The 23,808-nt window shown below is 40.1% G+C and carries 19 protein-coding genes; 7 read left to right on the forward strand and 12 right to left on the reverse strand.

Features of this window, described 5'->3' with window-relative positions; translation table 11 throughout:
• Window positions 1-62 precede the first annotated feature (62 nt).
• Both FTU36_RS09440 and FTU36_RS09445 read left to right on the forward strand, forming a co-directional pair.
• A complete protein-coding gene (locus tag FTU36_RS09440) occupies window positions 63-1,667 on the forward strand; it encodes a bifunctional 3-(3-hydroxy-phenyl)propionate/3-hydroxycinnamic acid hydroxylase (RefSeq protein ID WP_180117596.1) in 1,605 nt (534 codons plus the stop codon).
• A gap of 122 nt (window positions 1,668-1,789) precedes the next feature.
• Window positions 1,790-2,470: a hypothetical protein gene (locus FTU36_RS09445; protein WP_180117598.1), complete on the forward strand. Its 681-nt coding sequence runs from the start codon at window positions 1,790-1,792 to the stop codon at window positions 2,468-2,470.
• 174 nt (window positions 2,471-2,644) lie between these two features.
• On the opposite strand, the gene FTU36_RS09450 is transcribed toward FTU36_RS09445, so the two are convergent.
• A complete protein-coding gene (locus FTU36_RS09450) occupies window positions 2,645-3,253 on the reverse strand; it encodes a glutathione S-transferase family protein (protein ID WP_180117628.1) in 609 nt (202 codons plus the stop codon).
• Window positions 3,254-3,468: 215 nt separating this feature from the next.
• Between FTU36_RS09450 and FTU36_RS09455 the strand changes: the two genes are divergently transcribed.
• Window positions 3,469-4,377 carry a DUF4349 domain-containing protein gene (locus tag FTU36_RS09455; protein ID WP_180117600.1) on the forward strand — a complete coding sequence of 303 codons (909 nt, stop codon included), beginning with the start codon at window positions 3,469-3,471 and terminating at the stop codon, window positions 4,375-4,377.
• A gap of 120 nt (window positions 4,378-4,497) precedes the next feature.
• Here FTU36_RS09455 and FTU36_RS09460 read toward each other — a convergent pair whose 3' ends face one another.
• From FTU36_RS09460 to FTU36_RS09505, 10 genes are all read right to left on the reverse strand, one after another.
• Window positions 4,498-5,391, reverse strand: a complete 894-nt coding sequence (locus tag FTU36_RS09460) for a LysR substrate-binding domain-containing protein (protein ID WP_078192238.1) — start codon at window positions 5,389-5,391, stop codon at window positions 4,498-4,500.
• Window positions 5,391-6,596 (reverse strand): MFS transporter, encoded by a 1,206-nt coding sequence (locus FTU36_RS09465; RefSeq protein WP_180117602.1) that lies wholly within the window; start codon window positions 6,594-6,596, stop codon window positions 5,391-5,393. The genes FTU36_RS09460 and FTU36_RS09465 overlap by 1 nt, the downstream gene beginning before the upstream one ends.
• Window positions 6,593-7,189 carry a TetR/AcrR family transcriptional regulator gene (locus FTU36_RS09470; RefSeq protein WP_168379283.1) on the reverse strand — a complete coding sequence of 199 codons (597 nt, stop codon included), beginning with the start codon at window positions 7,187-7,189 and terminating at the stop codon, window positions 6,593-6,595. The genes FTU36_RS09465 and FTU36_RS09470 overlap by 4 nt, the downstream gene beginning before the upstream one ends.
• Window positions 7,190-7,385: 196 nt before the next feature.
• A complete protein-coding gene (locus FTU36_RS09475; protein WP_078191431.1) occupies window positions 7,386-7,907 on the reverse strand; it encodes an acyl-CoA thioesterase in 522 nt (173 codons plus the stop codon).
• Window positions 7,908-8,188: 281 nt separating this feature from the next.
• A complete protein-coding gene (locus FTU36_RS09480) occupies window positions 8,189-8,365 on the reverse strand; it encodes a hypothetical protein (protein WP_171262670.1) in 177 nt (58 codons plus the stop codon).
• Window positions 8,366-8,751: 386 nt separating this feature from the next.
• Complete coding sequence (locus FTU36_RS09485; RefSeq protein WP_180055511.1) at window positions 8,752-9,744, reverse strand: patatin-like phospholipase family protein; 993 nt, start codon at window positions 9,742-9,744, stop codon at window positions 8,752-8,754.
• Window positions 9,745-9,986: 242 nt separating this feature from the next.
• Window positions 9,987-11,462 (reverse strand): sodium:alanine symporter family protein, encoded by a 1,476-nt coding sequence (locus tag FTU36_RS09490; protein ID WP_180117604.1) that lies wholly within the window; start codon window positions 11,460-11,462, stop codon window positions 9,987-9,989.
• Between the two features lie 59 nt (window positions 11,463-11,521).
• Window positions 11,522-12,763, reverse strand: a complete 1,242-nt coding sequence (gene gltS, locus FTU36_RS09495) for a sodium/glutamate symporter (protein WP_168379287.1) — start codon at window positions 12,761-12,763, stop codon at window positions 11,522-11,524.
• 628 nt (window positions 12,764-13,391) lie between these two features.
• A complete protein-coding gene (locus FTU36_RS09500) occupies window positions 13,392-14,699 on the reverse strand; it encodes a DcaP family trimeric outer membrane transporter (RefSeq protein WP_180117605.1) in 1,308 nt (435 codons plus the stop codon).
• A 641-nt stretch (window positions 14,700-15,340) separates the two neighbouring features.
• Window positions 15,341-16,543 (reverse strand): multidrug effflux MFS transporter, encoded by a 1,203-nt coding sequence (locus tag FTU36_RS09505; RefSeq protein ID WP_180117607.1) that lies wholly within the window; start codon window positions 16,541-16,543, stop codon window positions 15,341-15,343.
• A 135-nt stretch (window positions 16,544-16,678) separates the two neighbouring features.
• Between FTU36_RS09505 and yccS the strand changes: the two genes are divergently transcribed.
• The 4 genes from yccS to FTU36_RS09525 all read left to right on the forward strand — a co-directional run bounded on the left by yccS (window position 16,679) and on the right by FTU36_RS09525 (window position 23,259).
• Window positions 16,679-18,847 (forward strand): YccS family putative transporter, encoded by a 2,169-nt coding sequence (gene yccS, locus FTU36_RS09510; protein WP_180117609.1) that lies wholly within the window; start codon window positions 16,679-16,681, stop codon window positions 18,845-18,847.
• A gap of 85 nt (window positions 18,848-18,932) precedes the next feature.
• Window positions 18,933-19,493, forward strand: a complete 561-nt coding sequence (locus FTU36_RS09515) for a YcxB family protein (RefSeq protein ID WP_180004995.1) — start codon at window positions 18,933-18,935, stop codon at window positions 19,491-19,493.
• A 188-nt stretch (window positions 19,494-19,681) separates the two neighbouring features.
• Complete coding sequence (locus FTU36_RS09520) at window positions 19,682-22,384, forward strand: sulfite reductase flavoprotein subunit alpha (RefSeq protein ID WP_180117611.1); 2,703 nt, start codon at window positions 19,682-19,684, stop codon at window positions 22,382-22,384.
• Window positions 22,385-22,488: 104 nt separating this feature from the next.
• Window positions 22,489-23,259, forward strand: a complete 771-nt coding sequence (locus FTU36_RS09525; RefSeq protein WP_180117613.1) for a YdcF family protein — start codon at window positions 22,489-22,491, stop codon at window positions 23,257-23,259.
• Window positions 23,260-23,314: 55 nt separating this feature from the next.
• On the opposite strand, the gene FTU36_RS09530 is transcribed toward FTU36_RS09525, so the two are convergent.
• Entirely contained in the window at window positions 23,315-23,776 is a 462-nt protein-coding gene (locus tag FTU36_RS09530; RefSeq protein WP_180055520.1) for a DUF2750 domain-containing protein, read from the reverse strand.
• Between the last annotated feature and the right edge of the window lie 32 nt (window positions 23,777-23,808).

Genomic DNA, 23,808 nt, shown 5'->3' on the forward strand with positions numbered 1-23,808 from the left:
TTGTTGAAAGCCTCGGTTTAGAACTTAATAGTGGCATATGTGAAGTGATTGGATGTTTACGCATGAGCAATAAAGCAAATTACACAACGGAAGTTGCCATTCTGGGCGCAGGTCCTGTCGGCTTAACCATTGCAAACTACTTAAGTAAGCAAGGTGTCAAAGTCACTGTGATTGAACAACTGGACAGCCTGATTGACTACCCACGTGCGATTGGTATTGATGATGAATCATTACGTACCATCCAATCATTAGGTTTAGTGGACCAAGTGTTACCGCATACGACACCGAACCACGCGATGCGTTTCTTAACCCCTAAAGGCCGTTGTTTCGCAGACATTCAACCGCTCACTCGTGAATTTGGTTTCTCACGTCGTAATGCCTTTATTCAACCGCAAGTCGATAATGTACTACTACAAGGTTTAAAACAGTACGAAACCACAAATGTTTTATTCTCTCGTCAATTGTCTGATTTTAGCCAGGATGCCAATGGTGTAACGCTAAATATTCAAAATAAAGACGGTGAAGCTGAAAAAATTCAAGCGCAGTATTTGATTGCTTGTGATGGTGGTAACTCAGTGGTACGTCGTACCCTCAACATCGGCTTCGATGGTAAAACTGCACCGAACCAATGGATCGTGATCGACATCAATAATGACCCACTTGCAACGCCACACATTTACCTATGCTGTGACCCTGTGCGTCCTTATGTATCTGCTGCTCTTCCACACGGTATTCGTCGTTTCGAATTTATGGTGATGCCTGGTGAAACTCAAGAAGAATTAAGCAAACCTGAAAACATTGCAAAACTTTTGTCGAAAGTACTTCCAACGACCGATGGTATTGAAGTGATTCGTCAGCGTGTTTATACCCACAATGCCCGTATTGCAGATAAATTCCGTGTAGACCGTATTTTACTTGCAGGTGATGCTGCGCACATCATGCCAGTATGGCAAGGTCAAGGCTATAACAGTGGTATGCGTGATGCGTTCAACCTTGCGTGGAAAGTTGCAATGGTTGTACAAGGCAAAGCTGGCCCAGCGCTTTTAGATACATACCAAGTTGAACGTAAAGATCATGCCAAAGCGATGATTGATCTTTCTGTAATGGCGGGTCATGTCCTTGCGCCACCAAAAAAATGGCAAGGTTTCGTGCGTGATGGTATCGCCTATGCACTCAATTACATCAAACCGATCAAACAATATCTATTGGAAATGCGCTTCAAGCCAATGCCGAAGTACAACGATGGTGCATTGATCAATAACGGTGTTAAAGATTCACCTGTGGGTAAAATGTTCATTCAACCACATGTTCAACTTGAATCTGGTGAAAAAGTCCTACTTGATGAAGTCATCGGTAACGACTTTGCAATCATTGCTTGGGGCGTCGATCCAAAATGGGGTCTGTCAGATGCGACCATGAAAAAATGGCAAAAATTGGGCGTTAAATTTATCCAAGTATTGCCTGCTGTTCAACTTAGCAATGAAAATCGCACCAAGTACGACAATGTGATCACGATTGGTGATATTGGTACCGATATTCGTGGTTGGTTTGGTAAAACCACTGAATCTATTACGATTCTTCGCCCAGACCGTTTTGTTGCAGCGATTGCAATTCCACAAACTTTAGACAGCGTGAGCCAACAATTGTTTGCAAAATTGCATGCTTAATAATCCAAATAGATCTGCAAGAATTAAAAATCACCATGCATAAAGCATGGTGATTTTTTTCTATAATCACTATAAACATCGCATGCTATAATCGTTCAATACATAATTATAAGCTTCGCAAAATGCAAAAAAGATTTCAGAAATTATTCATTTATAGTTTGTTGGGCTTTATTTTTATCTGTTCACTCATTTTCGTAGAGATACATCATTTTCATGCCAATAGTTGGTTAGCTATTTTCGTTTTTTGCCTCTGTTTTCTTATTTCTTTGAATTGCTATTTATTACGCTTAGAAAAAGATGTGAACAAAAACGAAGAATCTAATTTTTTGTCCTTCCATTTATACATTTCATTTTTTTATGCAGTCATTGCCAGCTTTTTTCTCACCACAGTGATTCTTGCTTTATTTGCATTACAAACTCAATATTTTGGTCAAGATAAAAATATCATTCTAAAAGGCCAAGTCTATTCACCCACATTTACACTAGAAAAGAAGCCCTGCCGAACTCGCCTTAAATTTCCCGAAAGTGGTTGGTCTACCTTCGCCTATCTCTGTCTAGATACCAAGAAACACAACTTTTATGGTTATTACAAACTCCATTTGAAAACCAGTTTCGCAGGGGCTGCGGTTCAAGATTATGATTGGATTGATGATCAATTAACATATCAGCAGCATCGTGCCTTAGATATGGACCCACATCAAAAAAGACTGCTTGAAATATATGCCAAACTTGAAAGAGATTTAGGCCCACCTCTATCTGATGATGAAGCCCATGATTTTTTAAATAGAACCAACAATGATTGAGTCTATTTAATTTAGCTCAACATTTGCCATACATTATCTAGGCAACAATTAAAATCGCTTTAGTATCTTATGATTGATATTTAAAACTCTTTCTTTGTAGTTCTCAAAGAAAGAGCTATATGATTAGACATATAGCAACGCCACGTTCAGCCAATAATCAAATAAGCATCCAAGTTAAATCGACTGAAACCAATGCACATCTTTTACCGATTCACGTTGCTGAATCTGCTGAATAAAAGGTTTAAATTCATCTAAATATGGCAATATTTTGAATGAAATTGCATACACCATCCAATAAGCTAAATACAAATCTGCTGCGCTAATTTTATCCCCCAACAGATATGGCTGGGCCTGCGCAAGCCCTGTTTTAATAAAATCTAAAAGTATTTTTTCATTACCAAAACTCAAACTGCCACGTTTTTCATCCATCAACTCTGTGCTAATGCCGACATTTTTCATGTCCATATATTCAGTCAGCGGACCATGACAAAAAAACATCCATTTCAAATATTCACCACGTTTTGGATTATCCAAGGCGGGTGCTAAACCTTTGTCACTGAATTTATCGGCTAAATAACTAAAGATGGCTGCAGTTTCACTGATCACGGCAGTACCATCGACCAAGCAAGGAACTTTGCCCATGGGGTTAATCTTGAGATATGCCGCTTGATGCATCTCTTCATATGGCACTTCAATAATGTCAACTTCTGACTCGATGTCTAATTCTTTTAATAAAGGCAGAATGGTATTACTGCGTGAGCGTGGATTGCTGTAGAGTTTCATTGCTGGGTTCATTGTAGATATCCTTATTTTCATCCTTGTTGTTCTGTCTATTACTATACGCGGCTTTATGTAGAATTATGTTGCGTTCATCCGTGCTTTAAACACTTTCCGATACAATACGCCCGACTAATAATTACGCTAAATTTGAATTTATATTTAAAGCAAAAAGTATTTACTCCGACTTTCTGATAATCAAACAATTGAGCTCTACATCGATGAAAAATAAATATTTAATTGCCATGTTTACGGTGATTTTAATTTCAGGCTGTTCCAAGAAAACCGAAGAAATGGCAACTGAAGCCAGCGCAGATGCACAACCTGCTCAAGTCAGTACACAGCAAGATCAAGCAGCGGAAAGCACTTCCAATGAGCCGTCTACCACGCCTGCAACAACACAAAAACCTGAAACTATTTTAAATGAGCAGGTCAACCCAGCCGAAGCCTCACGTAAAATGGTACGAGAAGCCAATGTCAGTTTTGAGTCGAAAGATGTCGTTAAAACGGCCTTAGAAATTGAAAAACTGACGCTAAGTTTAGGCGGCTTTATTGAACAGAAAAATATCGACTTTATGGTGCAAGAGAGTCAATCCTACCCGATTGCTGACGGCAAAATTAAAATCTTCGAAAAAGTAAATCCGCAAGCGGAAATGATCATTCGTGTGCCAAGTGAAAAAGCTGCACATTTCGTCAATCAACTGTTGCCGCTTATGCATTTTTTGAACCGTCAGCAATATTCGGCAAAACGCTATGAGCTAAAACTACTCGAAGAAAAAATGTCACAAACACAGGTCGTGCCCGTCCATGTTGCAACTGCGCAAGTCAATGAAATCTCACGACTGACCCGCTTAGAAGTTCAAGATCGTGTCCGCTATAGCACGATTGTGATTGGATTTATTCAACCTGCCACTGTCCGTGAACATATCGATATTAACCTTGATGCTGTAGCGCAATTAAATGGCGATAGTTTCTGGCAAAGAGCATGGTACGGTATACAAAAAGGGTGGCAATTTGTGTTGAGCCTGTTGGTTGTTCTCATTACGATTTGGCCACTCTATCTGATTATACTCATCGGTTTGATTGCCTACCGCGTGATGAAACCCTATTTACAAAAATGGTTTAAATAAATCAGAGTGACAAAGGCTATGTATCATTGAGTCTTTGATTAAAAATACGATAAATAAAAAAATCCCGAAGCGCTTAATTCAGGATTTTTTTATTTAAATCTTAGGGCAATATGTAAAAGCTTAGAAAAAGCCCATATAGAACTGCTCTTTTAAGACTTTTAAAATCAATTCGATTGCATCATTTTTACGATCTTTTCGATAGCTCGCATACAAACCAATGGTCGGCAAAGGTTCAACCGTACTTTTAACCAATATTTTATCACCGAGCAATGGAATGACATAAGACGGTACCAAACTCCACCCCACTCCCATACCGACCAAATTGACATTTAACAAAATATTGGTCGAATGCTGTACCAAGTTCACATTCAGTTTATTTTGCTTAAAGAAATCTTGAATAATTCGGTATAGCTCAGGTGATGAGTGTTCATCGCTAATAATAAAATCCTGATTATTCATGTTTTTAATGCTGATATGCCGCTGTTCTGCAACAGGCGAATTTTTCGGTACAATCAACGCCAAAGGCTCAGTAAAAATCTGAACAGATTCTATATCAGGGCTTTCTTCGACATAACGAGTAAAGGCAATATCAATCTCCCCTTTACGTACTGCACTGATCTGATCGACATCCATTAAGCTATGAAAATGAATTTTTAACTCAGGAAACTGAGCACGAATATTTGGCATGATATATGGAAAGACTTTCATTTCAGCCACAGGAACAAAGCCGATATTCAGTTGTTCTTTACTGAGCTTCGCAATTTGACGCGCATCAATCATAGCTTTTTCTGCATGTTCTAAACTCAAACGCGCTTCTTTTAAAAAGGCCTGACCTTCTGCAGTCAACTCAACTTTTCGGTTGGTTCGCATCAATAATTGCACCCCAACTTCCTGTTCTAAGTCTTTAATTTGCTGACTTAAAGAAGGTTGCACAGTACACATTCGCTGCGCAGCCTTGGTAAAATTTAGCTCTTCGGCAACCGCAACAAAATATCGTAGATGTCGTAATTCCATTATTCAGCTCCTAAAGCACTGCGTTTAAATTGGTTTGCCACGAATAAACGATACATCCACAAAGTGAACAGCACCATCACCGCACAAAATAAATAGGTTGCCTGAAATCCAAAGTATGCAATCAGCACACCCATAATGACCGAACCGACAGCAAGGCCAATATCAAACAAGGCAAAAAAGGTGGATATCGCATGTCCCATTCGGGCTTTTTCTACCGTTTGAATCGCGACCGTTTGCAGGCATGGGAAAACTGAACCGTAGCCGATGCCCATAAAAACGGCCGATATCCAAAGCACCCATTGATTCGTGAGAAAACTCACAATCACCAAACCAATGGCAAAGCAAATAAAGGATGGATAGATGACTGCACTCGGGCCTTTGCGATCATAGACTTTGCCAACCCAAGGACGGACGACCAACATCGACACAGCAAAGACAATAAAAAAGATACTGGTATAAGCGAGTAAATGCTTCAACTCTGCATAAGCGGTGATAAAGCTCATCACACTTGAATATGCAAACGCAGTGAGTAGCGCCACAAAACTGATGGCAAGTACCCGTGTTTCGATCACATCACGCCATTGGATGGCAGCGGATTTGCTCGCTTGATCACTTGATTTAAGCTGTACGTGTTCTTGTATTTGAACTAACCACGTAAAAACATAGCCCACTGCAACCAAGAAGGCTAATACTGCAAATAAGGTACTAAAACTGCTGAATTGAATCATGCTCAGCGCTAAAAATGGCCCGATCACCACGCCTAAGTTGGTCGACATGACAAAGTAACCCATGCCTTCGCCTTTTCGGTGATCTGGGATGTAATCATTTACGATGGGAACATTGACCGTGGTTAATATACTGAACCAAAAACCATGTAAAAAACGAATGACCAACAACGACCACATGCTGTCAATCCACAAATAACTCAGCGCAAAAACAACAAAAATAAAGCCTGAAATACGTAGAGAATTGGCTTTACCAAAACGCTCAATGATCATGCCGGAAAAGGGGCGAATCGCAATGGATGACACCAAAAACAGCGTCAAAGCCATACCCGCTTGCTGAATCGAACCACCCAATTCTTTCATAATATAAATGGGTAATATGGTCAGCAGCGCAAAGTAATAGCTAAATAAAAACAAGTTATTACACAGACAAAAAACAAAAGACTTGTTCCATAACGATGCCTGATGTTGAGTAGTCATGAGGTCATTGCCTCGCTGCTACGCGTGGCTTGGTGCTCCGTAAAAATCGGGTTTAGCGCCAACTGCACCAGTCGCTTGATATAGTCTTCATCTGGCTGGGTATTAAAGAAAATGATCTGATAATGAATCGGGCCATACAACATATCCAACATGAGTTCGAAAGGATAATCCGCGCGAATTTCGCCTCGTTGAATGGCCAATTGGATCAGCTCACGTGTCGCTTCTCGTCGAGGTAACAAATACTGTTTAAAAAACTCACCTGCTGCTTCACGATGCTCTGCCAAAACCACGAGCAATGCTCGACCCACGTGCTGATTTAAAGCCCGTGATAATTTGAGCAATTGTTGATTGAGATTGAACTCTAAACTTTGTGATAAATCGAGTTCAAACACCGAGGCGGTGTGCGCTTTAAAAGCATCGAAAACCAGATCGGACTTATGCTTCCACCAACGGTAAATCGTCGATTTTCCAACGCCTGCGCGAGCGGCAATATCTTCAATGGTCATGCTTCGATAATCACTTTCCGCCAAAGCATCTGTGACCGCTTGTAAGATACATTGCTTACGCCGAGAAGTTTTTTCAGTTTCACTCATAATTTAAAAACGAAACGCTACGTATCGTTTTATATTAAACAGTATTGGACTGAATGACTATCATTAACTGAGCTGTGAAGAATAAACTTTAGTCGCACACTCGGAATTCAAATCCCAACTGCACTCTCCAGACGAATTTCAGAATAAAAAAAAGATCGCTTAAGCGATCTTTTCAAATATTCAGCCACCAAAGCGATTAGCTTTGTGTCGACTTTTTATAAATACTGCAAGAAGGATGATGATTTTCCTGTAAACGCGCCACTTTACGATGTTCCGCAGCTTCGAAGCGACAACGTTTCCAGTCATTATCTAGATTTAATGCCGGAATTTGTTTTGGTTTACCTTGATCATCAACAGCGACCATTGTGAAATAGCAACTATTGGTATGACGCACTGTACGTTTTTGAATGTTCTGCGCTTCAACACGAATACCAATTTCCATAGAAGTACGACCTACATGGTTCACACTTGCAAGGAAAGTCACTAACTCACCCACGTGAATTGGTTCTTTAAAATTTACTTTATCGACTGATAGTGTCACCACGTAGCTACCAGAATAGCGACTTGCACAAGCATACGCGACTTGGTCTAACAATTTTAGAATCGTTCCACCATGCACATTACCCGAAAAATTCGCCATGTCAGGAGTCATTAAAACTGACATCGATAATTCTGACTGGTCGTCTAGTGCATTCGCAATTTGATCTAATGGGGACATCTTGTTTCTCTAGACTCGTGATATAACAATGATTAATGTGATTATTATATAGATTTTAATCAAAATTAAATGTTCAAATCGGCAAAAAAACCATCATTATTATTTATAGTGATCATACCATCATTCAGTAAAATATATATTGATAACGATATACACCCGATAAACAAGTAGTTATCGCGCTATCTATCAATTTTTTAATCCAAGCTATGCTGTGTTTTATATTTAAAACATATTCATTAAAACGCGTTGCTCCATCGATTCAACATAGCACGGCATTAAACTTAATCTTCTAAGACTTTTAACATCTCGAAAGATACGTTGTCATAGCTAGTTTTTTGTCCACCATCATTGGTACTTTCTAGCGTGTAGGAATTATCTACATGCACATGAGTGACAATAAACACGCTCTCTTCCATCATCGCAAGCTTTACTTTTTGTCCTACATCAAGCGTTTTCATCTACAGCCACCTTTAAAATATTTATTGGTTTTAAGTATTAATAACCTGATGATATTCTAAACACTTAAACAGTATTGGTAAACGTAAGCACATGAATAAAAACGCTAATATAGGTATATACTCTTAAAATCTACGTAAAACCAATTAATATGATTTTCTTAATTAATTTCAAATAATTAACTGTATATTTTCTTATTATTACGATTTTTATATTTGGCAAATCTTTTGATTAAGACCTAAAACCAATCAACATCCAATATATTAATGATTACTAGATACTATTGAGCATGGGAAGAGCTGAGAGCAAAAATTAAAATGCTTAGCTGAAATAAAAATGCACCCTGCTAGGTGAACAGGATGCATGTCAATTTACGGATCGTACCAACCTAGTCTTTGGCTGCTAAATAAGGAATATGATGTCCCTTGCTATATTGATGTTCAGCATAAACCCGAGAAATCTCTCCAAGTTTTTCTAAGGTTGCCTCTTCACCTGCAAGCATCGTCGCTTCACGACCTTTTACATCAAATATATGTGCTTTTTCACGTAAATCAGGTTGAATCACAATGTCTGCTCGCTTGAGTTCTTCTTGAGCTAAACGATTTTGCATAATATTGATATTTTGGTTAAACAAGCCCCAAACATTCGACGTTTCGGTATGAATCGGTCGTGCCAAAATATCCACCGCAATAATAATATCCGCCCCTAAATCGCGTGCAACGTCCACAGGAACAGGGCTGACCAAGCCACCATCGACATATTCTGTGTCTTCAATAATCGTTGGAATAAACATGCTCGGAATCGACACCGAAGCACGAACAGCCTGCCCCGTATTGCCATAGTTGAACACGACTTTTTTGCCATCCTTTAACTCGGTTGCCACAACATACATTGGGGTTTTTAGCAACTCTAAAGGCACGTCATCAACTTGCTCATTGATATAATCTTCAACTTTTTTACCGTCAAAAAAGCCTTTTTTGTCCAAACGTATTTCTCGAACATCATTGGCTTTCATATTCAAAGCGATATCTCTTAACTCATTGGCACTTTTACCTGATGCATAGATTGAACCCACAATACTGCCCGCACTGGTTCCGACAATAAAATCAGGGTGTATTCCCTGCTGTTCAAGTATCTGAATGGCGCCAATGTGCGCATAACCACGTGCCCCACCACTCCCTAAAACCAAAGCAACAATCGGACGCTTTTCCTGCTTTTTCACTTTTTTAAAGTCAATGCGGTTATTCGCCACTTGAGCAGGTGCTGCGGTATAAGTCCGAATTTGTGAGGTTGTTTCAGCGCTGACCGTTTTTGAGCCCACACTTTGACAACCTACAAGGCTGATTGCGAATGCAGTCATCAAAACAGTTATGCTTTTCATTGAGAGATATTCCAAATGCAACTCGAGATTTGAAGAGAAAAAGTAGTCTAATCAGTCCACATTCACGTCACTGTTATTATTCGTTAATGCCTCTGACCGATGCACATTATATTGACATACAACCTAGAAAGTCATTGGCTGTCAAAATTTCAGTGTCTAGCAGAATTTCCACCTCAAGATCCAAAACATTGTCTAGCAAAAAAAGCCCCGACAACGGAGCTTTTTAAAGTTAATTTTTGACTTTACCAAATATCGGAATTAACACGATCCTTATATTTTGGATGTTCATCCATTTTAAACACGGGCTCTTTTACACCACGTTTTAACTGTGAGGTGTAGTCTTTCATCAACATCAATAAAAATGGAGTCAGCAATAAAATTGCAAAGAGGTTAATACTCGCCATCACGCCCATGAAGAGATCCGCTAAGTTCCAAATCAGAGGCACACTCATGATTGAACCAAAGTACACCATCATCAGGACGAATACACGGAATACAAACATGACCTTAGGATTGTTATTGATAAACTGCACATTACCTTCAGCATAAGCATAGTTACCGATTACTGAAGAATAAGCGAATAAGAACAAGATAATAGCAAGGAAGTCATCTCCCCATGCGCCAATCTGGCTTTCAAGCGCCATTTGCGTCAAAGCAACGCCTTCAAAGCCTGCATTTTCATACAAGCCAGATGCCAAAATAATGATCGCCGTACAGGTACACACGACAAATGTATCGACAAAGACACCGAGCATCTGAACTAGGCCTTGATTGACAGGGTGTTTAACATCTGATGCTGCCGCAGCATTGGGTGCAGAGCCCATACCCGCTTCATTCGAGAATAAACCACGTTTAATCCCCTGCATCATTGCCATAGAAACCATGGCACCGAAAAAACCACCTGCCGCAGCATCAAATTCAAAGGCTTTACTGAAAATTAACTGGAAAATATCTGGGAGCATCGCAAAGTTAGCAAATGCAACATAGAAAGCAACTGCGAGATAAAGCAACGCCATAAAGGGTACAAATCTTTCTGCAACTTTGGCGATTCGTTTAATCCCGCCAAAAATAATCAGCGCAGTAATGAACACCAAGAACAAGCCCACCCAAGAGATTTCGAAACCGAAACCACCTAAGTCTAAAATGATATTGGCTTTATCCCAGCCCCACGCATGTGAGGTCGCACCTGTAATCGCATTGGCTTGCACCGCATTAAAGACAAAACCGTAAGTTGAAATCAGCGCGATGGCAAAAACCACACCCAACCACTTTTGCTTCAAGCCTTGCGTGATGTAGTACGCTGGACCACCACGAAATTGCTGATTTTGCGTATCACGCACTTTGAAGAGCTGTGCAAGTGAAGATTCCACAAATGCTGAACTCATCCCTAAAAATGCCGTCATCCACATCCAAAACACCGCACCCGGCCCACCAATCGCAATTGCAATTGCAACACCGGCCACATTACCCACACCGACACGACTTGCTAGACCAGTTACAAAAGCTTGGAATGGTGTAATCCCATGTTCATCATCACCTTCTTTACGGCTAGATTTCATCACTTGAATACTATGAAAAAATAGACGAATCTGAACTGCGCCAGTGATTAAGGTATAGAAAATACCAACAGCCACTAAAAATACGACTAAGAAATCCCAAAGTGGATCATTAAAAACTTTGACCCAGCCCATGAGAGTTGCATTTAATTGTTCATCCATAATCAATACCTAAAATGCGAATACAAAAACAAAGGCTCTAAATTAGAGCCTTTGTAGAATTAAGCGAAAAATTTGAGAATTAATTGAATAACCGTCGCATTAATTAAGTCAACAAAGAATGCACCACATAGCGGCACAATTAAGAATGCCTTATGTGAAGGGCCATACATATTGGTAATGGCTTGCATATTTGCCACAGCCGTCGGGGTTGCACCCATACCAAAACCACAGTGACCTGCTGATAAAACAGCAGCATCGTAGTTTTTACCCATGACACGGAAAGTCACAAAAGCAGCATACAAAGCCATCGTCAGCGTTTGTGCACCCAAAATGACTACAAGTGGGCCAGCGAGATCGGACAATTGCCATAACTTTAATGACAACAATGCCATCGCCAAATACAAAGATAGAGATGCATTACCAAATACATCGATAGCGCGGTCAAAAATTTGTACACGGAAAATACCCTCCAGTACATTTCGCAAAATTACACCACCAGCCAGTGCCCAAACAAATGTCGGTAATTCAAATACAGTACCTTTACTAAAATCGGTCATGAAGTCCGCAAATGCTAAACACCCTGCAAATAAACCTAATGTGGTAATCGCATTATCTGCTGTAATGAGACGAACTCGATGCGGATATTCAAACGGCACATATTCTGTTGAATTAATATCTGCTAGAGGAGTGTTATCACTTTTTTCAATTTGTTCATGAGTACGAGGCGTTGCAAGTTGATAGCGGTTAATTAATAGCTTAGCCAGTGGACCACCGATAATACCGCCAATAATCAAACCAAATGTCGCACTTGCCATACCTAAGGCTAATGCACCTTGAATGCCATGTTGAACTTCTAAAATTTCACCCCATGCGCCTGCAGTACCATGACCACCGGTAAGGGTAATAGAACCTGCAATCAAACCAATAAGAGGGTCAATACCTAGCACCGTCGCAAGACTGATACCTACGAGGTTCTGCACCATGATGAATGAAGCAACAGCGACGATAAAGATGACCAAGCCGATTCCGCCCTCTTTTAATTTGGCAAAGTTTGCACTTAAGCCAATAGAAGCGAAGAAAATCAGCATGAAACTCGTTTGTAATTCACTACTCGTTGTAATGCTATAGCCCCAAAGACTGTGTACCACCAAAGAAATAATCGCGGCAACTAAACCACCGGCAACAGGCTCTGGAATGTTGTATCGACCTAAAAATCCAATACGATTAACAAGAAATCGTCCCAACAAAAGCACAATTACCGCTGCGATTAAGGTATAAAATGCGTTAAAGCTAAATTCCATAATAATTTGTCCAAAATGGTTAGAATATTTATTAGTCCAATTAATAGAAATTAGTAGCGTTTATTAATTAAAATACAATTCCAATTTGTAAATTTAACCAATAAATCAGGCTACCAGCTATTCATTGCCAATCATAAATATTCATCATCTGATTCAAATATGTACGCCTGAGTTAAAAGAAGTGAAAACTCAATTCGACAAAACAAATCCATAAAAGCAGTTCATGCTTACTAAACCAACACTTACTACAATATTCACATCATAGATGAAATACATAAAATCAAATGCTGATTAGAAAAGTCGCACATTATGCGTGGAGAACAGAGAAATTTCATTAATTTTAATTACAAAAAGTTTTATTTGCTATAATTTAAAGTTATATCTATTTGTTTTTACTAAAATGTATTCGCATTTTTTATCTATATAAAATATTAAAGATTTGAACATAATGCATTATAGGACGTGGTTCAACGCCTGCCTTAACCAGTACGACATCATGACTCAGGCGATTTAGTGAATCCATCTACTTAGTACTGTGAGTTCATTTGCGTTGAAACATCCACCTTTTAAACAAAAAAAGCCTGAACTGAGTCAGACTTTTTTGATCGATTCTTTTCGATGATTTAGCTTAGAAGCTATATTTAGCCATTAAGCCAACGCGGTTATCTTTATATGTTTTCCCTGTAAACGCTTCACGTTTACCATTCACATATTCAACACCTAAATCAATTGGTTTCACTGGTGTATAAATCACATTTAACCAAGCTTGCTGTACTTCTTTGTTTGCAGAGTTATTTCCAACATCTTTAAATGCTTTTGCATAATCTGTATCTTCATCAGCAAATAATGCACCATAAGCTAAAGTTGAACGCAACTTTTCATTAAACTTATAGGTTGCACCGATTTGTACTGCGGTAAATTTATTCTGCTCAATATCCCCATTAGCATCAACAACATATGCGGTATTTGAGCCATATAAATAGTTGCTGTTCCCTTCTACATAAGATACATCACCATTAATTTTTAGCTGTTTCGTCACATCAAACGTTGTACCAGCTGCCAAACCCCACCCTAATTCATCATCATTACCGCCTTGAACTTTATGATGTTCCACAAGCGCACGTGCAGATGCATTCCCCTTACCATCCGCATAACCTTGAGTCAGTTTAGCTGTTAAAGCTGGAAGACTATATTTTACTAAAGAGTCAGTAACAGAATCATCCGTAATCCCTTTAGATGCTTTACTGTCGCCTTCTTCTGCAGCAACAAATAATTGTGTTTGCGGTGCAAGTTTTACGTTGTAACGCACTTGTGGCAAACGAGTTGTACCACCACCCACGTTAGTAGCAAAATCAATCATTTCTGGTGCATGGCTAGACAAGAAGTTTGATGTGGTCTGACCAAATAACCAGTTGTTAAAGGTTAAATAACCATGACGTAGACGAATAGTTTCGCCACTTCCATTGAAATCGACCTCGATTTTACCGCCCACTTTATCATCACCACCGACCGGTGCTGTAAAATCTAAACCAAAACGTGTGGTTTTTGCTGTCGCACGTAATTTATCTTTTGTATTTCCATCTGTAGACGCAATTTTGTTGAAGTCATCATCAGCACCTTCAATGATGTAGTTCGCATCACCACGAACAAAACCGTAAAGGCTTACATCTGCACCTGTTTTAGATTTTAAGCTTGCAGCTGGAGTAGCTGGTTGCGGTGGTGGTGCAACAGGACGCGCTTTAACTTGCTGAATCTCTGTTTGTTGCTGTTGTTGAACTTGCTGCTGCGCTTTAATCAAACTTTTCAGTTCTGCAACTTCTGCACGTAATTGTTCAATTTCAGAAGTATTGCTGCCTGCATGAGTCATTGAGACCGTTGCCAAACTCATGGCAACAACAAGGGTTTTCATTGGGTGGAATACAGTTTGAGTTTTCATCCTAAGCTCTCTATTGTCCTGTCATTGTTGTATGCCCTAACTCTGGGCGCTTTGTTATTCGCCTATTTGAGCGGACAAATTTCAAGCTGCCTATCTGTGCTTTAGTCGCATTAAAGCCCCAACTTGCAGCTCCCAAGAACGAAATACTTGAAAGCAAAAAGCAAAAACGCTGAATCCATCACTGAAAATAGACTGAAATATTTAGTTAAAATTCAGACTTAGCCGATTCAGATGGCAAAAAAGCCCAACACTCATACCTTAAAGGTAAAAATTCATACCTTATAGGTATGTCATAAAAACGATAAAATCCGACATATTGCCGATAGAGACATTCAATATGGATTTATCTAGCATAAAGCACTGTGTTTAATGCAAATAATACTTATTTATCAGTTGCTCTATTTCATTAGAGTTAGACAACAGTGATCCACAGTTTCACTGCTTATTTCCAAGTTAGTGATTGTTTATATAAGTTCCAAGGAAATAGATACTGACCTCACAATGGGAAAATAGCGCCCCTATTCATAGTTATAGATTTTGAACATTTATCATGAGTGACGCGCATGTTTCATAAAAAATACCCGCAAATTGATGACTGACGTTTAAGTCAAACCAGCTAAACGTCTTCACCCTCATTCAGTTCACCCCATGGATGAAGCTTTTAAACTACGCATGGTGAACATTGCAATAACCACAAACAGCAACATAATCAGGGCCATATTGATGAGCGCTGACCATACTAAAAAGTTCAAAAACACTCCAGCCATTAGACCACAGGCAAATTGCATACTTCCCATAATGGCACTGGCTGTGCCAGCTCGTGAGCCTTGTTCAGACATCGCCAATGCCATGGCATTTGGCCCAGTGAAGCCGATTGAAGCAACACATAAGAACATGCCAAACATTACAACAATGATAGAGGAAAGATTAAATAATCCTGCCGCCAATAAGATCAGCACACCACACAATTGGAGTGCATTACCCAATTGCAAACGATGGCGAACATCCAGTCGATTTGCAAGTTTCTTATTGAGGGTTGAAAACACCATAATCCCTAAAGCATTCGCCCCAAATACATAAGCAAATTGCTGTTGGCTCAGACCATAACCATCCATTAAAATGGCAGATGAGCCACTGATATAGCAAAATAAAATTGCGCCAGAAAAACAGCCTGTGAGCATCGGTTTACGGAAAGTTTCGTCCTGTAAAATCGCACCATATAAACCTAAGACTTGTTTCAAACTTAATTTTAAGCGTCGCTCAACAGGCAGGGTTTCTTGAAAGAAAAAATGTACGCAGAAAAGACAAAAAATACCGACAAGTACCAATACCGCAAATATGTATTGCCATTCAAACACCTGTAATACCCATGCGCCTAAAGTAGGTGCAATGATCGGTGCAATTGTTGTCACGATCATCATACTGGCAAAGGCTTGAGCAGAAGCTTGCATACTTAAGCGATCACGAATTGCTGCACGGGCAATCACCACACCAACACAGCCACCCAAGGCTTGCAAAACGCGAGCCGCGATCAAGCTCCATTCACTTTTGGCAAAGACACACAGAAAACTGGCACAAATATATAAAACCAAACCGAAATATAGCGGTGTTTTACGCCCAATGCGGTCGCTGACCGGCCCGTAAATTAACTGTCCAATCGCCAAACCCAAGAAATACGCTGGAAGACTATTGGCCACTTGTTGCGTTGTCACACCAAAATCGTCGGCCATTTGAGGTAAAGCCGGCAAATACATATCGATTGAAAGTGGCCCCAAAGCAGTGAGCAACGCCAATAAGACAATCCAGCGTTGAGAAAATTCCTTTTGTGATTCGGCGCTTTTCATAAGAATAATTCATTTATCGCAAGCAAGTTTTGCAGACAAGTTTACACTGCACATAGTATTATTTCTTGGCTTCAATGTGAAAATTCACACGATACACATTGCTTACTGCCCCATCGCTTTAGCAAAGGAAAAATTTTGAACGCCTGGCTCGCACGACTGAAACAAGCAACCTATAACACGACCTTTATGTATAACTTGCGCATGGTCATTGCCTTCGCAGGAACAGCCTTTGTCCCATATTTTTTAGATCAGCAATTGATGACCATTCCCCTCACCTTGGGTGTGGTTGCCGCAGGTCTAAGTGATATCGACGACCGCTTTTCAGTCCGTGTGCTCAATCAAATTTATACCTATATCGGGTTCTTTGTTACTGCGGTATCCATTTATCTGTTGTTCCCGCATCCGATCTTATTTGCATTGGGCCTGATTGTGTCTTGTATCGGTTGGATTCTTTTGGGTTCATTGGGTCGTCGCTATGCCACCATTTCTTATGGCTGTTTGGTGATCTCCGTGTATTCCATGCTTGGGGTCGAACTTTTTGAAAATTGGTATACACAAGCAGGTTTATTGGTCATCGGTGCGATGTGGTACGGACTGCTTTCGACTTTGAGCTTTCTACTATTTCCAGTGCGTCAAGTTCAGGACAAATTGGCGCAAAGCTATTCGTCCCTTGGTGACTTCTTATTTGCAAAATCTAACTTGTTCGATGTCGATATGACGCCGGAAAGTTATCAGCAAAGTTTGATTGAGCTATCGCTAGAAAATGGCAAATTAATTGGCATTTTCAACGATATGAAAACAGCCTTATTAACGCGTTTAAAAGGCGACCGTGGACAAAAAGATACGCGTCGTAGCCTGCAATATTATTTTGTCGCGCAAGACATTCATGAACGTGCCGATTCCGCGCATATTGATTATCAAAAATTGACCCGTATTTTTGAACATAGTGATATTTTATTTCGCTTTCAACGTGTGCTTTCAATTCAAGGAAAAGCCTGTAAAGATTTGAGTATCAGTATCTTACAGCGAAAGCCATATCATCATAATCAACGTTTTAAACATGCGTTCCATAATCTAAAACTGTCACTCGAAAAGCTGCGTGAGGAGCAAAAATACGATGAAGTTTGGATCAATTCTTTATTTGCTTTGTACCAGAACCTAAAAGGCATCGATGCGCAATTACGCAACGTCGAAACCGAGCGTTATATTGACCAACAAGCCCTGATTGAAAATCGTTTAAAAGATGATGATTTAAAAGGTTGGGACGACATCGTCATTCGATTCAAACAACATTTGAGCCCTGAGTCGGTGCTGTTCCGTCATGCTGTGCGTTTATCGACCGTGTTATTTATTGGTTATATTTTTGTCCAAGTGACCAATATCAGTTATGGCTATTGGATTTTATTGACTGCCCTGTTTGTCAGCCAGCCGAACTTTAACGCCACCAAGCGCCGCCTCTATTTACGTATCATTGGCACCTTGATCGGGATTATTTTAGGTTATGCAATTTTATATTTTGTCCCTTCTGTCGAAGGTCAGTTATTACTGCTCATTTTAAGTGGCGTGCTGTTTTTTGAATTACGTAGTAAGCAATATGCACAAGCCACTGCATTTATTACCATTTTGGCGCTGATCAACTTTAACTTAGATGGAATGGGTTTTGCTGCAGCTATGCCGCGTATGATTGATACACTGATTGGTTGTGCCTTGGCATGGTTTGGTGTGAGTTTCATTTTCCCAGACTGGAAATTCCGTCGCCTGCCTCGAACCATCAGCCGTTCGATTCAAGCCCAGTGTGATTATTTGGCCGAAGTGGTTGAACAATATAAATCTGGTCGTAATAACGGGTTGAATTATCGTGTGGTCCGTCGTGCAGCCCATAATACCGATGCAGAAGTGGCTTCACTGATTTCCACTTTAGCCACCGAACCCGATACCGATCCGACTCAAAAAGCTTTGGCCTTTGAGTTTTTGTGTCTCAATCATACCTTTATTAGTTATATCGCAGCCTTAGGTGCGCATCGTGAAAAAATTCAAGACCAACAGGTCTTAACCTTATTGGATAAAGCCACAGATGACATTCAAGGTGCATTACTACGTGACGAAGTACCTGACTTAACGGCACAAAATATGTTGCAAGAAATCCGTCAGCGTTTGTCACAAAATAGTGAGGAAGATCAGAAATCCTTGATCGTGCTACAACAGCTTTCCTTGATGTTTAATGTGTTGAACCAATTTAGCCAATTGAAACAAAATCTAAGTCATGAGCATGATCAGGCATCGACTGAACTGGCTTCGCTATAATTTGGATGATTTTGGAACAATATACTCACTGAATTGGTATAAATAATGCTAAACTTTTTACAGTTTTAAATCTGTTACTTTCACTATGACCGCAAAAAATTTATATGCCTACACGCTAGAGCCAGTGGCTTATGAAATTTCTGAAGAAGAACAACGTTATGCTCAACTTGTTCTGTCTCGCAGTAACTTCAAAATTGGCAAAAAAGCATGGCTAATTATGGGTGCAATTCTTGCACTGGCACTCTTGGGCCTTATCTTTATTAAGAACTATTCAACAGTATTTTGCTGGGTAGCTATTGTCTGTGTTGTGATTTACTTCCTTGTGCGTAAATTCGGTATCGAGTGGTATGCGAAACGCAAACTGAACGAAGTCCCTGTACAAGAAATTAAAGGCATTCGTATGGGTGTTCAGCCGCATGGGATCTCAATGCAGCAACGTATGGGCGCAAACATGGGTACGATGACTGTCGGTTGGAAAGACATTCATGAATGGTATGACACCAAAGACTTCATCCTTTTAAACTTTAAAGTGAAGGGTCAAGACGGTGCATACATCTTGCCTAAACGTATGGATAGCAAGAAGTTTCCATTTTCGACCATTCGTAAACATTTAAATGAAACTGTAGGCCCTGCTAAACCAATTTAAGCCTAACAGACATTTGTTTATAAAAAGCCTCCTCTCTTTGGAGGTTTTTTTATGTGTTTAATTTTTGATTAATTATTGATAATTACAATAATGAGAATGAATATTACTTACTTTTTCCACATTCTCTACTACATCATCGTTTATAATTTGTCGCAATTCAGCAACCTTTTATCAATATTAAATTCATCATGTTTAAGAAAACCCTTTTCCAGATTCACTGGTTCTTGGGGATTAGTGCCGGCTTAATACTCTCGCTCATGGGGGTTACAGGTGCCATTTATTCCTATGAACAGCAAATACTTAAAGCAATCAATCAGGACAGTTATGTGGTTCAGGCTCAACAGCAGCCTAAACTAACCCCTGCTGAGCTTTATCAGCACTTTAGTCAGTCTGATCCTGACATGAAAATTAATAGCATCTCTATTGCCTCAGATGCTACCGCCTCAAGTACCGTGAATATTGTCAAAGAAGGTGCTCGTCGTGGCTATAACATGATGGTTAACCCCTATACAGCCGAAGTTTTACCTGAAATCAAAGGTCAAAAGTTCTTCCAGTTTGTACAGCAGCTACACCGTAATTTAACTGTTGGCCCTGTTGGTAAACAAATTACCGGCGCATGTACACTGATGCTGATTTATTTTGTATTGAGTGGTTTGTATCTACGTTGGCCAAAAAGACATTCTGTAAAACAATGGCTTGCAGTTAAACCAAAGCTCAAAGGACGTAATTTCCTATGGGATTTACATGCAGTCGTCGGCACATGGGTGATTGTTTTTTATCTCATTTTGGCATGTACAGGTTTGTATTGGTCTTATGACTGGTGGCGTAATGGCATGTTTAAGGTCATGGGCGTTGAACGTCCACAGCCGCAATTACAAGAAGGTCCAAAACCGAATGGGCAACCTGCTGAACAGGCGGGTGAAAAGCAAAGTGGTGAAAAACAAGCCACTGAAGCAGGACAAGCTCGAGGTGAACACCAAGCACGTTCCGAAAGAAATCCTGCAACGTCAGGCCAATCTGAACACGGCGCTCAAGAAAATAAATATGGTGCTGAAGGTCGCGGAGAAAAACGTGGTCTAAAACCTGAACAAGTGAATATTGCCCTAACGCAAAGTTGGAACGGCTTTAATCAAAATATTGGTCGTGAATACTCAAGTGTCACTTTTAATATTCCGAAAAAAGCCAATGGTGAATTAGAAATTAACTTTGTGGATGCCGTCCCTCAACATGAGCGTGCGCGCAACAAAGCGACTTATAACTACCAAACGGCTGCACTCACCGATATCGAGTTATACGAAGATAAAAAGCTAAATGAAAAAATCATGACCAGCATGTTGCCTGTACATCGCGGTAGTTTCTTCGGACCGATTTATCAGTTCTTTGTGGTTATTGCATCCCTCATGATGCCGCTGTTCTTTGTCACAGGATGGATGCTCTATCTCAAACGTCGTAAACAGAAAAAACTGACACAGCAAGCCCGTCAAAGCTTAGCACCAGTTACCATCGACCCAAATGCACAGCCTTGGTTAATTTGCTATGCATCACAAACAGGTCAGTCTGAACAATTGGCATGGCGTACAGCAACAAGCTTACAAGAGGCTCGTCAGCCTGTAACAGTGAAAGCTGTTCAGCAACTTTCAGCAGATGACTTAACGCAAGCCGCTCAGGTTTTATTTGTTGCAAGTACCTATGGCACTGGCGAAGCACCTGACCTTGCTTCAAGCTTTGAACGTAAACTGATGACACAAAGCCTCGATTTGAGTCATGTTCAGTTTGCCGTATTAGCTTTAGGTTCTGAAGAATATCCGGATACTTTCTGTAGCTTTGGTCATGCGATTCATCGTTGGATGCAGAGTAATGCTGCGAAGCACCTGTTTGACACAATTGAAGTCAATAATGGCGACACCCAAGCCATTCAAGCATGGAATAGCGCTTTAGCCAAAGCGACTAAACTTGAACTTCAGCACATGCAAATTGAAAAAACTTTTGATGCATGGACATTGACCAAACGTGATCTGCTCAACCCGAACAGTTTAGGTGCACCTGCATTTAATATTGAGTTAAAACCGCAACATGAAGCCAACTGGCAAGCGGGTGATATTGCAGAGATTCAGCCGGGTAATAGTGCTGAACGTATTGCAAACTTCATGCAAAAGTACCAAATTCAAAGTCAGCAAGTGGTTGATTCTACTCAGCAACGCATTGAAGATGCATTATGGGATCGTAACCTAAATACGGATGTTGAACCATTTGCCAATCTTGATCATTTGCTCGAACAGCTTCCACCGCTTCCAACTCGCGAATACTCCATTGCCAGTATTCCAAGTCAGCAAGTATTACGCTTAGTGGTACGTCAGCAGTCCAATGCGGATGGTGAGCTTGGTTTAGGCTCTGGTTGGTTAACACAACATGCAGCGATCAACAGCACACTACAACTGCGTATTCGTACCAATGAATCATTCCATCTAATTGCAGATAATCGTCCTGTGATTTGTATTGGTAACGGTACAGGTATTGCTGGTTTACTCAGCCTGTTACATGCACGAGTTCGTCAAGACTATACGCAAAACTGGCTGATTTTTGGTGAGCGCCAACGCGCACATGATTTTTTTTATCAAGACATCATTGAAGCATGGCAAAACACCGGTTTAGTACAACGCATAGACCTCACCTTCTCTCGTGATCAAACGGAGAAACGCTATGTGCATCATGAGCTACGTGACCATGCGACCTTATTAAAATCATGGGTAGAACAAGGTGCCGTGATCTACGTTTGCGGTAGTATCAACGGTATGGCAACGGACGTTGACCACGCACTGATTGATATACTAGGTGAAGATGTCGTGGCTGAACTGCGTCAAGCTGGGCGTTACCGTCGTGATGTTTACTAATAAGATGTTTACTCATAAATAGTCCCAACTAAAAACCAGACCTCGTGTCTGGTTTTTTTCACGCTATACTTAGGCCAAATACGAATACTGCTTTAATTTTTTGCATGAAAAGAATACTACTGCTTTGTGTAGGCTTGCTGCTCTGCGTAGATGCCATTTGGTTACTTACATTAGATAAAATTCATTTAGGCATCCTTTTACCCTTAGTCATTGGGTGTATTTTTATTTTATCCGGACTATTTTCAACCCAAATCCACAATATTTTAGATCAATACCCTAAACTCAAAAGGCTCTGGTGTGCGGCATGGTGGTTGTTTTGGCTTTGGCTATTGAGCCTTTTACTGTTTTTTGCGTATTTACACTTCAATAGCCAGCAATCCAAGCCATTTACTTCCGTCCAAGCCATCATCGTTTTAGGTAGCGGTATTGAAAATGGTCAACCCTCTCCGACCTTAAAGGCGCGTCTCGATGCCGCAGCACCGTATGCCTTGCAACAGCCCAATGCCATCATGATCATGACCGGTGGTTTAGGCTTTAATGAAAAAATGACCGAATCTTCTGTCATGAAGCGCTATTTACTTCAACACTATGACATTTCAGCCGCACGCATATATGAAGAAAGCAGAAGTACCAGCACAGAACTCAATCTGATCAACAGTAAAATAATTTTAAAACGACATCAGATTTCTCTTGATGCCCCCATTGCAATTGCCAGTAGTGACTTTCATCTACCACGTGCAAAAGCAATTGCACGAAAGTTAGGCTATACACAGGTGTATACCATTGCAGCGCCTACACCGCTGTACATCCGCTACAACTCTTGGCTACGTGAATATTTTGCTTTTTTGAGCGGTTTTGTACTTAACGAATATTAAAAAAAGCCCTTGTTTGATCAGTAAACAAGGGCTTTTTTATGCTGTAAATAAACAATTAATTTAAACGAATGCTACGTGGCAAAGGAATTTTAAGGTTTTCAAAGATTTCTGGGCGCTGTTGATAGACTTGATATAAATAATTTTTAATATCTAACAGCATCTTTTCAGGCGCAACCAAAATATTTTGCCCTTCTGGGGTTAAATCTAAAGATACCGTAGTGCTCTCGCTGCGTAAAAACGGAATGACTTTTTCGATAAAGTCTTTTAATGAAATTTCCTGAATTTCATAATTGGACCAATTGTCTTTAATTAATAAACGTGCCAAACCACGATTTTGCCAAATGGCGAAGGAACGCTGACCTGTAGGTGTCGCACAAAGTGCCCAACCATCTTGATATAACGCAATCACGCCACCTTGAGCGACCATATTTTCAATAAATTGTTTATAGGTTTGTTGAGGATTGTAATTTGTAGTTTGAGTTTTAGACGCTGCCTTGCGCTGATATGGATTTCTCATAGATCACATACAATATTAAAATTATTATAGAG

Origin of the sequence: Acinetobacter sp. YH12096 (genome assembly GCF_013419215.1) — a bacterium.
Classification (GTDB): Bacteria; Pseudomonadota; Gammaproteobacteria; order Pseudomonadales; family Moraxellaceae; genus Acinetobacter; species Acinetobacter amyesii.

Coding starts and splice junctions, on each gene's coding strand:
- FTU36_RS09440 (WP_180117596.1), top strand. CDS start 63: ATGAGCAATAAAGCAAATTACACAACGGAAGTTGCCATTCTGGGCGCA.
- FTU36_RS09445 (WP_180117598.1), top strand. CDS start 1,790: ATGCAAAAAAGATTTCAGAAATTATTCATTTATAGTTTGTTGGGCTTT.
- FTU36_RS09450 (WP_180117628.1), bottom strand. CDS start 3,253: ATGAAACTCTACAGCAATCCACGCTCACGCAGTAATACCATTCTGCCT.
- FTU36_RS09455 (WP_180117600.1), top strand. CDS start 3,469: ATGAAAAATAAATATTTAATTGCCATGTTTACGGTGATTTTAATTTCA.
- FTU36_RS09460 (WP_078192238.1), bottom strand. CDS start 5,391: ATGGAATTACGACATCTACGATATTTTGTTGCGGTTGCCGAAGAGCTA.
- FTU36_RS09465 (WP_180117602.1), bottom strand. CDS start 6,596: ATGACTACTCAACATCAGGCATCGTTATGGAACAAGTCTTTTGTTTTT.
- FTU36_RS09470 (WP_168379283.1), bottom strand. CDS start 7,189: ATGAGTGAAACTGAAAAAACTTCTCGGCGTAAGCAATGTATCTTACAA.
- FTU36_RS09475 (WP_078191431.1), bottom strand. CDS start 7,907: ATGTCCCCATTAGATCAAATTGCGAATGCACTAGACGACCAGTCAGAA.
- FTU36_RS09480 (WP_171262670.1), bottom strand. CDS start 8,365: ATGAAAACGCTTGATGTAGGACAAAAAGTAAAGCTTGCGATGATGGAA.
- FTU36_RS09485 (WP_180055511.1), bottom strand. CDS start 9,744: ATGAAAAGCATAACTGTTTTGATGACTGCATTCGCAATCAGCCTTGTA.
- FTU36_RS09490 (WP_180117604.1), bottom strand. CDS start 11,462: ATGGATGAACAATTAAATGCAACTCTCATGGGCTGGGTCAAAGTTTTT.
- gltS (WP_168379287.1), bottom strand. CDS start 12,763: ATGGAATTTAGCTTTAACGCATTTTATACCTTAATCGCAGCGGTAATT.
- FTU36_RS09500 (WP_180117605.1), bottom strand. CDS start 14,699: ATGAAAACTCAAACTGTATTCCACCCAATGAAAACCCTTGTTGTTGCC.
- FTU36_RS09505 (WP_180117607.1), bottom strand. CDS start 16,543: ATGAAAAGCGCCGAATCACAAAAGGAATTTTCTCAACGCTGGATTGTC.
- FTU36_RS09515 (WP_180004995.1), top strand. CDS start 18,933: ATGACCGCAAAAAATTTATATGCCTACACGCTAGAGCCAGTGGCTTAT.
- FTU36_RS09520 (WP_180117611.1), top strand. CDS start 19,682: ATGTTTAAGAAAACCCTTTTCCAGATTCACTGGTTCTTGGGGATTAGT.
- FTU36_RS09525 (WP_180117613.1), top strand. CDS start 22,489: ATGAAAAGAATACTACTGCTTTGTGTAGGCTTGCTGCTCTGCGTAGAT.
- FTU36_RS09530 (WP_180055520.1), bottom strand. CDS start 23,776: ATGAGAAATCCATATCAGCGCAAGGCAGCGTCTAAAACTCAAACTACA.